This window comes from Mycobacterium sp. E796 (assembly GCF_001672815.1).
Classification (GTDB): Bacteria; Actinomycetota; Actinomycetes; order Mycobacteriales; family Mycobacteriaceae; genus Mycobacterium.
In genome coordinates this window covers 1-13,503 of sequence record NZ_LZKK01000263.1, presented here as the reverse complement: position 1 = coordinate 13,503, position 13,503 = coordinate 1, and the positions used below count along the sequence as shown (strand labels likewise).

Below are 13,503 nucleotides of genomic sequence, written 5' to 3'. Positions count from 1 at the left end.
AGCGCCTCCACCGAACGCGGAACGCGGACCAGCGCGCCGAACTTCGTCAGCCGTCGCGCGGACGCCGACTGCGCCAGCGTCGCCACCAGGGGCATCCCTTCGGGGACCGCGGCGACGGCGATGGCGATGCCGCTGGCCACCGCCTGGCGCAGGCCCGTTCCGCGCAACATCCCGAGCCCGCCGACCAGCGCGCCGCCGGTGACGCTGACGGGGAAGGCCCGGTTGGTGAGCTGGCTGAGCTGGTGTTGCAGGCCGATGTCGGACGCGGTGTCGCCGGACACGAGCTCGGCGGCGCGGCGCTCCTGGGTGTCGGCGCCGACCGCGGTCACCACGGCGACCGCGGTGCCCGCCACGACGGTGGTCCCGGCGTACAGCATGCAGCGACGCTCGGCGAGGTCGGCGCCCGGCGTGGCGTCGACCTGCTTCTCCACCGACAGCGACTCGCCGGTCAACGTCGACTCGTCGACCTCGACGTCGACCTCCTCGAGGATCCGCGCGTCGGCGGGCACCACCTCGTGCGTCCGGATCTCGATGACGTCGCCGGGTCGCAGCTGCGCGGCGATGACGTCGGTGTAGCTGCGCTCGCCGTCCGGACCGGTGTCGACCCTGCGGGCCGGCGGGATCTGCTGTGCCAGCAGGCGGTCGAGGCGGTTCTCGGCGCGCAGCCGCTGGCTGGCCGCCAGGATCGAGTTGCCGGTCAAGACCGAGAACACCAGGACGGCGTCGACGGGCGAACCGAGCACCGCGCTGGCCGCCGACCCGAGCGCCAGCACCGGGGTCAGCGGGTCGGTCAGCTCGGCGCGCACCGCCTTGACGAGCTGCCACGCGGCATTCGGGGGCGCTTCGACCCGCCCTTCGGGCGGGGCCTCCGCGGCCGGGTGGGGCAGGGCCTTGCGCACCTGCTCGACGGACATCGCGTGCCATTCGTGAACGGCCGCCGGCCGCGGCGCCTCCGCCGTCATGATCCCGCGGGCCAGCAGGTAGCCGGACAGCGCGCCCGCCGCGGCGCCGGTGGTCACCGGTCCGGGGCCCAGGCCGCGGACGCCCGGGATCATCAGCAGCGATCCCATGGCCGTCGCGCCGGCCGATATCCCGACCCCGCGCTGGGTGGCGGCCCTGGCCGCGGGAAGCGCGTGCAGCACCCGCCAGGCGGCCGCAAGGTCGGGCAGCAGCAGGTCCGCGCACCAGGGCGGCGGGCCGGCGCCGGGCTGCGGCAGCACGCCCAGCGCCACGTCGGCCGACGAAAGCGCTTGTGCGCCAGACGATGACAGCAGGGCGACGGTTCGGCCCTGCCGTTGCAGGTCCGCGACTGCACGCGCGAGCGCGTCGTCCATCGAGCCGTTGGCGAGCGGGGTGATCTCGTCGAACGCGGGGCGCAGCTCGCCCAAGGAGTCGACGTCGACCGACACCAGCTCCGCTCCCGTGCGGTGCGCCTCGGCGACCACGGCCGACGCCAGCGGGTCGTGGGAGGGGCGGAACAGCGCCTCGACCGCGGCGCCCGGCTCGCTGGCCGACATCCCGGGCACCCGGTGCCAGCCCGGCCGTTGGCCGTTGTTCTGCAGCACCAGCTGGGCGCGGTTCCACGCGGCGGACAGCTCACGATCGTCGGCGCCGCGGATGCGCGCGACCCGCATGCCGGTGGTGCACAGCACCCGTGGGTCGATGACGATCGCGTCGACGCGGTCCAGGCGGCGCAGCGCGTCGGGCCGCAGCGACAGGACGGCGTGCCGGTCGGCCAACCCGCGTCCCAGGGCGGCGGCGAACGCCTCCGGCGTGGTCCGGCTGGCCTTGGGGGCGGTCACCAGAACGGCGGTGGCGGCCATGTTCGGGTTGCGGGTGGTGGCGGCGACCAGGCCCGCGCCGAGCGCCTGGATGAGAGCGAAGCGGCCGGCTGCGCCGCGTTCCACCACCCGGGCCCGCGGCGGCCGCGGCGACGACGCGTCGCCAGGCGGCTGGTCGGCGTGGTGGGCCAGCTCGGGTTCGTGCCGTCGCCAGGCGCGGGCCTCGGCGCGGCATTCGGCGGCCTTCAGCGACTGCATCAGCAGGCCCACCGACAGCGACGCCGGCGCGAGCGTGACGGTTTCCGCGGCCGTCATGGCCAGTGTCAGCATGGTGTCGGTCGCGGGTCCGCCGATGCGGTCCTCGATCAGGCGCCGCAGCCAGGGCTGGTAGTCGATCGCCACGACGGGCGCCTGGATCCCGATCGGCAGCCGCGGCCAGTGCAGGGCGCGCCCGGCCAGCGCGATGCCCAGCCCGGCCGCGTTGGCGGCCACGGTCACGGCCCGGGTCGCCGCGACCACGCCGTCGCCCGGCAAAGCCGTCCCGGGCGCCCTGTTGGTTGAGCGGCAACGTTTTTCGGCGTCCTCCACAACGCGGCACAGGTCACGCAGCGAGGTGTCCGGATCGCCGAGGGTGACGACGACGCGCGACAGCGGGTGGTTCAGGCTGGCCGACGTGACGCCGGGATGGTCGCGCAGCCCGCCGAGCACGGCCCGGCCCAATTCGCCGTCATTCGCGTCTGCGAGACCGCGCACCTCTATCCAGGCGCGCTGCTCGCCGCGCCAACAGCGCCGGCTCAGCGTTTCGGCGGGGAGGTCGCCGGTGAGCGCCCTGGCGCCTTCGCGCAGCGGAATCGCCGCGATGTGAAGGGCCTCTTGTGCCAGTCCGGTGAGAGCCCGCAGCGGCGTCGATCGTGGTAGCGACGTGACAATGCTCAAGGGCTCCCCGGACGATTGTTAGTTGGTGCTGCGCAGCTCGGCGGCACCGGCGCGGCGCCCGGCCGCCTTCTTGGCGGCCGGCTTGGCGGCGGCCTTCTGTGGCGCCGTCTTCTTCGACGGCTCGGAGGGTACCGGCTTGAGGTTCGCCTTCGGCGCGGCGCCGTTCTGGGGTTTGCGATTCATCCTGTGCAACAGGAGCGCCCCACCCCCGACGGCCAGCAGCACCGGCCACTCGACTAGTCCGGCCACGCCGATCGCGCCGAGCGCCAACGCGGCCGCGGGCGTCGAGTGACTGCCGCTGTTGATCCCGCGCTTGATGCCCTCGGCGGCTCCTGTTACACCGCCGACGACGCCGTTGACCGCGGCGCCACCCACGGCGCCCGCGGCAGCCGTGGTGGCGTCCGCCGCACGACCCACCGTCCTGCCCACGTTGCGTACTGCCCCGCCGACGACACCCATGATCACTCCCTGGTATCTCATCGCTCTCACTGGGAACCGCGTGGCAACCCGTATACCCGTTGAACGCGAGGTTAACAGCAACAACGAAATTGTTCTCTGCATCTATAGGGCGAAAGCCTGCCACGTTACAAACGCGCGTACAACGAGCAACTTCTTCAACCGGGCTCACATGGAGCTTAAACCTGGCTCACATCGACCAGCACCGGTGCGTGATCGCTCGGGGCCTTGCCCTTGCGTTCGTCGCGGGCGATCTGCGCACCGGTGACGCGGCCGGCCAATGCCGGTGACGCGAGGATGAAGTCGATGCGCATGCCCCGGTTTTTCGGAAACCGCAGCTGGGTGTAGTCCCAGTAGGTGTAGACGCCGGGCCCGGGGGTGAAAGGCCTTACCACGTCCGTGAATTGCGCGTCGACGATGGCGTCGAACGCGCGGCGCTCGGGCTCCGAGACGTGCGTGGCGCCGGCATAGTATTCGGCGCTCCACACGTCCTCGTCCGTCGGCGCGATGTTCCAGTCGCCGACCAGCGCGATCGGTGCATCGGGGTCGTCGCGCAGCCACCCCGCCGCCGTATCCCGCAGCGCGGCAAGCCAATCCAGCTTGTAGGCGTAGTGCGGGTCGCCGACGGCGCGGCCGTTGGGCACGTACAGGCTCCACACCCGCACGCCGGCGCAGGTGGCGCCCAGGGCGCGGGCCTCCGCCGTGGCGGCCACCTCCGGCTTGGACGTCCAGGTGGGCTGACCCTCGAAGCCGATCGCGACATCGTCGAGGCCGACGCGTGAGGCGATCGCCACGCCGTTCCACTGGTTGAAGCCGACATGTGTGACCTCGTAGCCGAGTTCGAAGAACGGCAGGGTGGGGAACTGGCCGTCGGCGCACTTGGTCTCCTGCATGGCGAGCACGTCGACGTCGGCGCGGGCCAGCCAGTCGAGGACGCGGTCGAGGCGCGTGCGAATCGAATTCACGTTCCACGTGGCCAGGCGCAACGTGCCGGTGGGCATTGCTAGACGGTATCGATCGCCCGGATGTAGCGGCGGCGGTGGTGCAGCCGGAAGCCGAGCGCCGCGGCCCGGGCGAGGTTGTCGGCGTCGTCGTCGGCGATCTGCAGGCAACCGCGGGTCGCCCCTTGGCCGGCGCCCCAGGCCAACAGCGTCTCGCACTCCGGAGGTGCCGGGCCGTCGGCCGCCAGGCACAGCCACCGGGTGCCGTCGGGCGCTTCGGTGACCGCCGCCTGCCAGCCTCCGTCGCGCCGTTGTCCCGGCGTCACGCCCGAGAGGTCGCGCACCTGGATCTGTTCGGTGCGTTCGCTCGGCACGCCGGGCGGGATCGGGAGCAAGCGCTCGGGGATGGCCAGCCGCGGTGTCAGGTCGCGCCGCCGATACCAGTCGACGATCGCCGGGACGGCGGTCAATCTAGCCGAAACATCAAGGGGTACAGCCGAATCCGCGAAGGCCCCGGGGCCGGCGCGGAGCAGCCAGCCGTCGACCCAGGCCTGTTCGGCGCCAGGCCAGGCCGCGGCGGCGATATGCTCGATCGCCCGGATGTCGGAGGTGCGCACCGGCGCGTCGGTCAGCGCCCGCAGCGCGACGACGTCGGCGGGCGCGAACTGCACCACCGCGCCCGTTTTCGTCCGCACCCGCACCAGCGGATCGACCGCCAGCAGGTGTCCGACCGCATCGGTCAGCGGCGGAACGGATCCGGCGGGGAGCCGATAGCGAACCGTCACCCGCGTTCCCAGGTCCGGCCACGAGACCATCAGTGACCGAACGGGTCCGGCCCCTCGCCGGGCAGCCACGACAGTCCCGGCACGCCCCAACCGTGTGACTTCACGGCGCGTTTCGCGGCGCGCGCGTGCCGGCCGATGAGGCGATCCAGGTACAGGAAGCCGTCCAGGTGCCCGGTTTCGTGCTGCAGCATCCGGGCGAACAGGCCGGTGCCCTCGATGGCGATCGGGCTGCCGTCGGCGTCGAGCCCGGTCACCCGCGCCCACTTCGCCCGGCCGGTGGGGAACGACTCGCCCGGAACCGACAGGCAGCCCTCGTCGTCGTCACCCGGGTCGGGCATGGTCTCGGGAATCTCGGAGGTCTCCAGGACCGGGTTGATGACGACGCCGCGGCGGCGGTCGGTCAGCCCGCGGTCCTCGGAGCAGTCGTAGACGAAGAGCCGCAGACCGTATCCGATCTGGTTGGCGGCGAGCCCGACGCCGTGCGCGGCGTCCATGGTGTCGTACATGGTGGCGATCAGCTCGGGCAGCTCGGCCGGCAGCGAACCGTCGGCGGCGACGGCCACCGGCGTCGTCGGGGCGTGCAGGACCGGGTCTCCGACGATGCGTATGGGTACGACTGCCATGATCGGTCAGCTTATTCGGGGCACACTGCGGCCTCCGGGGGAGCCGGGCAATCACAGCGAATCGGCCGACTCGCGGGTCTGCATTACGGCTTGAGGGTTCGCGGCGTGGTTCAATATTCGCGCGAAACATGCCCTTGAAAACGCCTACGAACGCCTACGTAAGTCAAGTCATTCGAGCACGTTGAGAATCGCCGGAAGGGTCCAGGGGAAGCGGATATGGACAGCGCCATGGCGCGGGCAAATCGATCGGGGGACGACGCTGAAATCGCCGATGGCCTCACCCGTCGCGAGCACGACATCCTGGCATTCGAGCGCCAGTGGTGGAAGTACGCCGGGGTGAAAGAGGACGCCATCAAGGAGCTGTTCTCGATGTCGGCGACGCGCTACTACCAGGTGCTCAACGCGCTGGTCGATCGGCCCGAGGCGCTCGCCGCCGACCCGATGCTGGTGAAGCGGCTGCGGCGGCTGCGCGCCAGCCGGCAGAAGGCGCGGGCCGCGCGCCGCCTCGGCTTCGAGGTGACCTAACTCGCTACAGTGGGGCACGATGAAAGAGCGCGTGCCCGACTCCACGGGCCTTCCCCTTCGGGCCATGGTGATGGTGCTGTTGTTCCTGGGCGTCATCTTCCTGCTGCTCGGGTGGCAGGCGCTCAGTTCCTCGGGGAAGTCCGATGACGAGTCGGCCTCGGCGGCGTCCAGCGTCACCAGCACCACCACCACCTCGTCGGCCGCCACCAGCAGCGCCCCCGCGAACCAGGCCGAGGTGCACGTCTACAACATCTCGTCCAAAGAGGGTGTCGCCGCAAAGACCAAGGATCAGCTCACCTCCGCCGGGTTCAAGGTGACCGACGTCGGCAACCTGACGATCCCCGACGTGACGGCGACGACGGTGTACTACACCGACGCCGAGGGCGAGCACGCCACCGCCGACGCGGTGGGCCAGAAGCTGGGAGCGCCCGTCCAGCCGCGGATTCCGGCGCTCAAGGACCAGCCGCCCGGCGTCATCGTCCTGGTGACGGGCTGAGGGTCGCTGCTCGGAAATTCGGGGGTGCTCGGGATAGGCTCTCGCTATGCCTAAGCACCGCAACGCCGCCGCCATACCCGCCCTATTCGCGGTGGGTTGCGTCGCCTTGGTGGGCGCGTGCGCATCGCCCCAGCACGCCTCGTCGGTCCCCGGCACCACGCCGGCGGTGTGGACCGGGTCGAGCGCGCCGACGGCCGGCGCGGGCGCCGAGGGCGATCAGCAACAGCAGCCCGCGGGGCGCAGCATCATCACCCGGCTGAAGGGGCCCGACGGGGTCGAGGTGGCGACCGCGAAGTTCGACTTCAGCAACGGCTATGCCACCATCACGATCGCGACGAGCGGCGCCGGCCACCTGACACCCGGCTTTCACGGCGTACACATCCACAAGGTCGGCAAGTGCGAGGCCAATTCGACGGCCCCGACCGGCGGCGCGCCCGGCGACTTCCTGTCCGCCGGCGGACATTTCCAGGTGCCCGGGCATTCCGGGACACCGGAGAGCGGCGACCTGACCTCGCTGCAGGTCCGCAAGGACGGGGTCGGGATGCTGGTGACGACCACCGACGCCTTCGCCATGGAGGACCTGCTGACCGGCGAGAAGACCGCGATCGTGATCCACGCCGGCGCAGACAATTTCGCCAACATCCCATCGGATCGCTACAACCAGACCAACGGAACGCCGGGCCCCGACCAGACGACGATGACGACCGGTGACGCCGGCAAGCGGGTGGCGTGCGGTGTCATCGGTGCCGGCTAGCAGGTCCCGCGCTCACATCGATTTCGCCCGCTCACCGCGGCCGACCATCGGCGTGGAATGGGAGTTCGCGCTCATCGACGCGCAGACCCGCGACCTGAGCAACGAAGCCCCCGCCGTGATCGCCGAGATCGGCCAAAACCCGCGCGTGCACAAGGAATTGCTGCGCAACACCGTCGAGGTGGTCAGCGGTATCTGTGAGTGTGCCGCGGAGGCGATGGGAGACCTGCGCGACACCTTGGGCCCGGCCCGCAAGATCGTCCGCGACCGCGGCATGGAGCTGTTCTGCGCGGGCACCCACCCGTTCGCCAAGTGGTCCGCGCAGAAGCTCACCGACGCGCCGCGCTACGCCGAGCTGATCAAGCGCACCCAGTGGTGGGGCCGGCAGATGCTGATCTGGGGAGTCCATGTGCACGTGGGGATCTCGTCGGCCAACAAGGTGATGCCGATCATGACATCGCTGCTCAACTACTACCCGCACCTGTTGGCGCTGTCGGCGTCGTCGCCGTGGTGGGCCGGGGAGGACACCGGGTACGCGAGCAATCGCGCGATGATGTTCCAGCAGCTGCCGACGGCCGGGCTGCCGTTCCACTTTCAGACCTGGGCCGAGTTCGAAGGCTTCGTCTACGACCAGAAGAAGACCGGCATCATCGACCACATGGACGAAATCCGTTGGGACATCAGGCCTTCGCCGCACCTGGGCACGCTCGAGGTGCGGGTCTGCGACGGCGTGCCCAACCTGCGTGAACTCGGCGCGCTGGTCGCGTTGACGCACTGCCTGGTGGTGGACCTGGACCGCCGGCTGGACGCCGGCGACTCGTTGCCGATCATGCCGCCGTGGCATGTCCAGGAGAACAAGTGGCGCGCGGCGCGATACGGCCTGGACGCGGTGATCATCCTGGACGCCGAGAGCAACGAGCGGCTGGTCACCGAGGACCTCGACGACGTGCTGACCCGGCTGGAACCCATCGCGAAGTCGCTGCATTGCGCCGACGAACTGGCCGCGGTCGCCGACATTTGCCAAGGCGGGGCGTCGTATCAGCGGCAGCGGCGGGTGGCCGAGGAGCACGACGGCGACCTGCGCGCGGTCGTCGACGCGCTGGTAGCCGAGCTGGATATTTAGGATCATGGATCCCGAACCCCTTGAGCTGGCGATGTTTCCGCTGGAGTCGGCGCTGCTGCCCGACCAGGAGTTGCCGTTGCGCATCTTCGAGCCCCGTTACGGCGAATTGGTGCGGCGCTGCCTCGCCGACGACGAACCGTTCGGCGTCGTGCTGATCGCGCAGGGTCGCGAGGTCGGCGGCGGCGACGCGCGCTGTGACGTCGGGGTCCTGTCGCGCATCGACGAACACGCCGACCTCGGCGCCGGCCGGTACGCGCTGCGCTGCCGGACCGGCGAGCGGATCCGGGTGCGGGAGTGGTTGCCCGACGACCCGTATCCGCGCGCGACAGTGGCCCTGTGGCCGGACGAACCCGGCGACCCGGTGTCCGGGGCGCGGCTGCGCGAGCTCGAGGATCGGGTGATCGCCCTGTTCGAGCGGATCGCCGAGGCCCGCGACGCTCGCCTGCCGGGGCGCGAGGTGCTGCTGGGCTACCGCGAGGGCGACGCCGCCGACGCCGGACAACGCCTGTTCGCGTTGGCATCTCGCATCCCGGTCGGCGCGGCCGACCGCTATGCCGTGCTGTCGGCGCCGTCGGCCGCCGATCGCTTCACCGCGCTCAGCGAGGCCGTGGACGCGCTTGCCGACATGGTGGAGTTCCAGCTGTCCGAATAGGGGGCAAGGCGATGAGCGCCGACGTGACGATCGACATCGACCAGGGCGTGGCGGTGCTGACGCTGAATCGCCCCGATCATCTCAACGCCTACACCGCCGAGATGGGCGCGCTGCTGAGCCGGGCATACCGCGACTGCGACGCCGACGACGACGTCCGCGCCATCGTCGTGACCGGTGCGGGCAGGGCGTTTTGCGTCGGGGCGGATTTCTCGGGCAACATTTCGCCGTTCGACGCGCCGGCGGACGACAGCGGCTTCTCGGCGTCGCCGATCGACCCGCCCGCCTTCGAGCTGCGCAAGCCGGTGATCGCCGCGCTCAACGGCCACGCGATCGGGATCGGCCTGACGATCGCGCTGCAGGCCGACATCCGCGTGGTCGCCGAGGACGCCAAATACGGTGTGGTGCAAGTGCGCCGGGGAGTCATACCCGACTGCATGTCGCACTGGACGCTGGCCCATCTGGCCACCCTGGGGGTGGCCGCCGAGGTGCTGCTCACGGGCCGCACCTTCTTAGGCACCGAGGCGGTGGCGCTCGGTGTCGCGAACCGGGCACTGCCGGCCGAGCGGGTGCTCGAGTCCGCGGTGGAGATGGCCCGCGACATCGCGGCACACGTGGCGCCGATGTCCGCGGCGTTGTGCAAGCGGCTGCTGTGGGACAGCGCCGTCCACAACTACAGCCCCCGGCAGGTCGCGTCGCTGGAAACCCAGCTGCACCACCGCGTGATGGGCACCGCCGACGCCCGCGAGGGGGTCACCGCGTTCCTGGATCGGCGGCCGCCGCGGTTCAGCTCCCGGCTGTCGGCCGACTGGACGCCGCTGCCGGAGCCATGAGCGGGTGCCTCAGACGCTCAGCAATTCGGCGAGCGCGACACCGAGGTTGTGGAGGTTGGTCTCCAACGAATACGTCCGGTCGACCGTCCAGTTGACGATGCCCCCGGACAGGGCGCCAACGATGATGTCGGCCAGGGTTTCTGCGTCGTGTCGCGGATTGACCTCTCCGCGCGCGACGCCCTCCTTGATCAGCTCGACGAAGGTGTCGTGCAGGTTGAAACCACGCTGGATGCCGTAGCCGCTGGTGGCCAGCATCTCCCCGATCAGCTCGCGGTAGGTGTCGCCCGATCCGACGAGCGTGGTGGCGATGTCGTCGAATACGCCGGCCAGGCGCGCCGGGATGGGTTGATCGCCGCGGTCGAACACAACGTCGTGCAGGTTGAGCAGCCGCCGCTCCGCCAGCGCCCGGATCATGTCCTGACGGGTCGCGAAGTGGTTGAAGAACGTTCGATTGGCGACGTCGGCGCTCTCGCAGATTTCCTCGATGGTCGTGGCCGCAACGCCCTTCCGCAGGAACAGCTCGAAGGCGGCCGAGAGGATTTTGTCCCGCACCTCGAGCTTTCGCCGCTGGTGTCTGTTCACGTTCTGTCACACAACTTCTCGGAGAGGATCCACCAGTCCGCCGCGCGCTGTTCGTCGCGCGCGTGGGGCGCGACCGCGTCGCTGACCCCGCAGTCTTGCAGGTACAGCGCCCCCTTGTCCGCCAGGTCCGGGCTGACCGCGGCCCACACCTGGGTGGCCGCGCCCTGTTCGGGCGTGGCGAGCTCCAGCGAGCCGTCGCTCGGTTCGCCGCGGGCGGCGGCGCGCGCGGCGACCATCGTTCGCAGCTCGGAGAAGTCCGCGCGGGACATGTACCGCGCCAGGGAGGTGGCCACGGTGCCGGGGTGGACGGCGTAGGCGCGGATGCCAGACTCGCGGAGGCGTCGGTCCGCTTCGATCGCATGAAGGATGTTCGCCGTCTTCGACGCGCCGTAGGCGACGAACTTGTCGTACTGCCTGCTCTCCCAGTGGGGGTCGTCGAAGTCGACGTCGCCCATGACGTGGCCGCCGGAGGACAGGATGACGATTCGCGCGCCCTCTGCGGCGGCCAGTTGCGGCACCAGCAGCCGGGTGAGTTCGAAATGCCCGAAATGGTTTGTGCCGATCTGCGTTTCGAATCCGTCGCGGGTCCGGCCGAACGGCGTGAACATGACCCCGGCGTTGTTCATCAAGACGTCTATGACCGGCGCGATATCGCGGATGGTGCTCGCCGCCGCGCGGACACTGGCCAGCGACGTGAGTTCGAGCTCCACCGTCGATGTCCGGGCGTCGGGCACCTGGTTCGCTATCCACTGGGAAGTCTGCGCCAAGGCATCGCGGTTGCGGGCGGCCAGGACGACGTGCGCGCCGGCGGCGGCCAGCGCGCGCGCCGACTCGCGGCCCAACCCCGAGGACGCGCCGGTGACGACGCACGTCTTGCCCGACAGGTCGATTCCGTCGACGACCTGCATGGCCGTCGGGCGTTCCGTCATGCCGGTGCCAACCGCCACAGCGGAATGACCACGTCCGGGTCGCATTCCTCGTCGACGATCCATTTGCACATCCGCCGGATCGGCTCGAGGGCGTCCTGCGGCGCGGCGACCGCAACACTGCAGGCGTAGCCCAGGCTGGTCAGCCGCTGGGCGCCGAACAGCGGCAACGTGTTTCGCAGCCGACGCTTGAGGGACTCCGGGTAAATGCCGATCGTCTGCGTATAGGAGTTCACCGCCGCCGTGACCTGGTCGATGTCGTCCACCGGGACGATGTTAGCCACCCGCCCGGACAGCATCGGCGAGTAGTCCACGGGCTGATCGAACTGCGAGACGACGATGGCGCCCTCGCGCCGCTCGCCGCCGATGACGCGGTAGAAATCGTCGGCCATGCGCGAGGATTCCAAGTGATCCAGCAGCTCGCGGCTCGGATACCGCGGCGGGGTGCTGACAACCGCGGGCAACGCCACCAGCTCCCGGTAGACCAATTCGCCGAACCGGTTGGCGTTGGCCAGCCCCACGGCATCCGTCCCGCTGAGCACGTAGATGACCCGGGCGTTGGCGCAGCCTTCCTGGTTGGCGACGCCGATGTCCGTCGCGGTGCGGCGGGCCACCTCGCGCATGGTGTGTTCGTCGGCGAACGCCTCGCGTCCGATGATGGTGGCGCTGCGCTTAGGGTCGAGAGCGATGAGCTCCAAACCGGGCTGAATGTAACGGGTTACGTGCTTGACGGACGCCAATCCTCCCCACGCCACGATCTTTTCGATGTGATGCGGTTGGTAGAGGGCCTCTTCGACGGCCACGTCGCCGCCCTTCCAATACCCCACCGCCAGGTGCCGGGTGATCGGGTGATCCGGCGCGACGTCGGCCAGGGTGCGCGCGATCGCGATCGCGGTCAGCGGATCGTTGGACGGCGCCTTGACGATCACGTCGGACCGGGTGATCACTGAACGCAGGATCGTCACGGCCGAGACCAGCCCGCCGTTGCCCGCCGGGATGTGCAGGACGCGGGAACCGAAGGCCCGCACGCGCAGTTCGCGGCCGTCGCGCAGTTTGTGCGGGACCCATCCGTTGAGGTAGTCCAGCCCGACCTGGCTGTCGGCGATTTCGGTGACGTTATCGCGGGAAAAGAGTGGCCGCAGAACGCGATAGCTGTTCTGCAGCATGTCGGCCGGCAACACGTTGGCCACCAGCGACGCTTCGTACGCCTCCTGCAGGTGGGCATTGGACTCGAAGTCAAGGGCGTCGCCCAGCGCCTGGAGCACGTCGAGGATCTCGTCAAAGCCGACCCCGTAGAGGTCGGTCATCTCCGCGGGGCTTTTGAGCGGCAGCTGCTCGACGTACTTGCGCATGTCCGGTGCCTGAAACTGCGCGGCACCGCGGCGGGTGTCGAACCCAACGAGGTCGTCGGTGATGACCCGTCCGCGCAAGAACAGCGGGACGGTGTAGGCGATCACAGGTCCACGCCCTTCATGAAGTTGACCGCCTCGTCGTGCACCTCTTGTGTTGCGGCGCAGGTGATCCGGTCGTCTTCGATCCCTTTCTTTTCGCTGTAGCGCATGATGTCCTTTTCGAACGCGAGGCTCGCCTGCCCGCAGGGGCACCGCCGGTCCCAGTCGATCGTCACCTCGTCGCCGGAGATGACGCCGCCCCAGTGCGCGCGCAGCAGGATGTCGTAAACGGCCGCGCGGCCGGTCTGCACCCCGGTGCGGGGGAGCGGCTCGCTGGTGTCGGGATCGAGGACGAACGGGATGACCCAGGGTGCGACGTGGTAGCGACCCTCGCTGCAACCCCAATGAAAGGTGCTTGACTCGGAGAAGCCGTAACCGATCTGGATCCGGTCGACGCCGAGGAAGTCCTTGATGACGTCCATGAAATCGTCCGGCAGCGCAACGCCTTTCATCCCGCCACCGGTGAGGATCGCCGAGTCGGGCGCGAAGACATTGCGTACTCCGCGCTCCAGGCCGGCCCTGGCGATGTCGTACATCACGTGGAAGGTGCTGGTCATGAACACCCGCTTGCCGCGCAGTTGTTCGGTGATGCGGGCGAAGAACGCGTCCATGTCCTGGGCTTGGCGCGCCTGCATGGCGACGAAC

General features: G+C 69.9%; 13 protein-coding genes and 2 pseudogenes. 6 read left to right on the top strand and 9 right to left on the bottom strand.

From position 1 onward, the window contains the following. The 5 genes and pseudogenes from A5706_RS20500 to A5706_RS20480 form a co-directional block, all read right to left on the bottom strand. Positions 1-2,717 (bottom strand): annotated as a pseudogene (locus A5706_RS20500) (heavy metal translocating P-type ATPase); the annotation flags it as partial. Positions 2,718-2,735: 18 nt separating this feature from the next. Continuing rightward, a complete protein-coding gene (locus tag A5706_RS20495) occupies positions 2,736-3,176 on the bottom strand; it encodes a hypothetical protein (RefSeq protein WP_068134461.1) in 441 nt (146 codons plus the stop codon). Positions 3,177-3,352: 176 nt separating this feature from the next. Further along, positions 3,353-4,159 (bottom strand): exodeoxyribonuclease III, encoded by an 807-nt coding sequence (locus A5706_RS20490; RefSeq protein ID WP_197517905.1) that lies wholly within the window; start codon positions 4,157-4,159, stop codon positions 3,353-3,355. 17 nt (positions 4,160-4,176) lie between these two features. Next, entirely contained in the window at positions 4,177-4,929 is a 753-nt protein-coding gene (locus A5706_RS20485) for a GCN5 family acetyltransferase (protein ID WP_068134451.1), read from the bottom strand. Further along, positions 4,929-5,522, bottom strand: coding sequence for a peptide deformylase (locus A5706_RS20480; RefSeq protein ID WP_068111428.1), 594 nt, complete (start codon positions 5,520-5,522; stop codon positions 4,929-4,931). Before A5706_RS20480 ends, A5706_RS20485 begins: the two co-directional genes overlap by 1 nt. A 216-nt stretch (positions 5,523-5,738) precedes the next feature. Here A5706_RS20480 and A5706_RS20475 point away from each other — a divergent pair, with 216 nt between their 5' ends. From A5706_RS20475 to A5706_RS20450, 6 genes are read left to right on the top strand one after another with little or no spacing between them, the layout of a single operon-like run. Further along, positions 5,739-6,047, top strand: a complete 309-nt coding sequence (locus tag A5706_RS20475) for a DUF3263 domain-containing protein (RefSeq protein ID WP_066931013.1) — start codon at positions 5,739-5,741, stop codon at positions 6,045-6,047. A gap of 19 nt (positions 6,048-6,066) precedes the next feature. Beyond that, positions 6,067-6,543 (top strand): LytR C-terminal domain-containing protein, encoded by a 477-nt coding sequence (locus A5706_RS20470; protein ID WP_068134449.1) that lies wholly within the window; start codon positions 6,067-6,069, stop codon positions 6,541-6,543. Between the two features lie 46 nt (positions 6,544-6,589). After that, positions 6,590-7,297 carry a superoxide dismutase family protein gene (locus A5706_RS20465; RefSeq protein ID WP_068134444.1) on the top strand — a complete coding sequence of 236 codons (708 nt, stop codon included), beginning with the start codon at positions 6,590-6,592 and terminating at the stop codon, positions 7,295-7,297. Then, on the top strand, positions 7,287-8,417 hold the full coding sequence (locus A5706_RS20460) for a glutamate--cysteine ligase (protein WP_082964514.1): 1,131 nt from the start codon (positions 7,287-7,289) through the stop codon (positions 8,415-8,417). Before A5706_RS20465 ends, A5706_RS20460 begins: the two co-directional genes overlap by 11 nt. 4 nt (positions 8,418-8,421) lie before the next feature. Beyond that, the gene (locus A5706_RS20455; protein WP_068134438.1) at positions 8,422-9,069 is read left to right on the top strand and encodes an LON peptidase substrate-binding domain-containing protein; all 648 of its coding nucleotides are present in this window, start codon (positions 8,422-8,424) and stop codon (positions 9,067-9,069) included. 11 nt (positions 9,070-9,080) lie between these two features. Then, positions 9,081-9,899: an enoyl-CoA hydratase-related protein gene (locus tag A5706_RS20450; protein ID WP_068134437.1), complete on the top strand. Its 819-nt coding sequence runs from the start codon at positions 9,081-9,083 to the stop codon at positions 9,897-9,899. Positions 9,900-9,908: 9 nt separating this feature from the next. On the opposite strand, the gene A5706_RS20445 is transcribed toward A5706_RS20450, so the two are convergent. The 4 genes and pseudogenes from A5706_RS20445 to A5706_RS33745 all read right to left on the bottom strand — a co-directional run. Next, a complete protein-coding gene (locus A5706_RS20445) occupies positions 9,909-10,481 on the bottom strand; it encodes a TetR/AcrR family transcriptional regulator (RefSeq protein ID WP_068134436.1) in 573 nt (190 codons plus the stop codon). Further along, complete coding sequence (locus tag A5706_RS20440; protein ID WP_068134454.1) at positions 10,478-11,410, bottom strand: SDR family NAD(P)-dependent oxidoreductase; 933 nt, start codon at positions 11,408-11,410, stop codon at positions 10,478-10,480. The genes A5706_RS20445 and A5706_RS20440 overlap by 4 nt, the downstream gene beginning before the upstream one ends. Further along, on the bottom strand, positions 11,407-12,864 hold the full coding sequence (locus A5706_RS20435; protein WP_082964513.1) for an acyl-CoA reductase: 1,458 nt from the start codon (positions 12,862-12,864) through the stop codon (positions 11,407-11,409). Before A5706_RS20435 ends, A5706_RS20440 begins: the two co-directional genes overlap by 4 nt. Next, a pseudogene (locus A5706_RS33745) lies at positions 12,861-13,503 on the bottom strand (hypothetical protein); the annotation flags it as partial. The pseudogene A5706_RS33745 and the gene A5706_RS20435, both read right to left, overlap by 4 nt.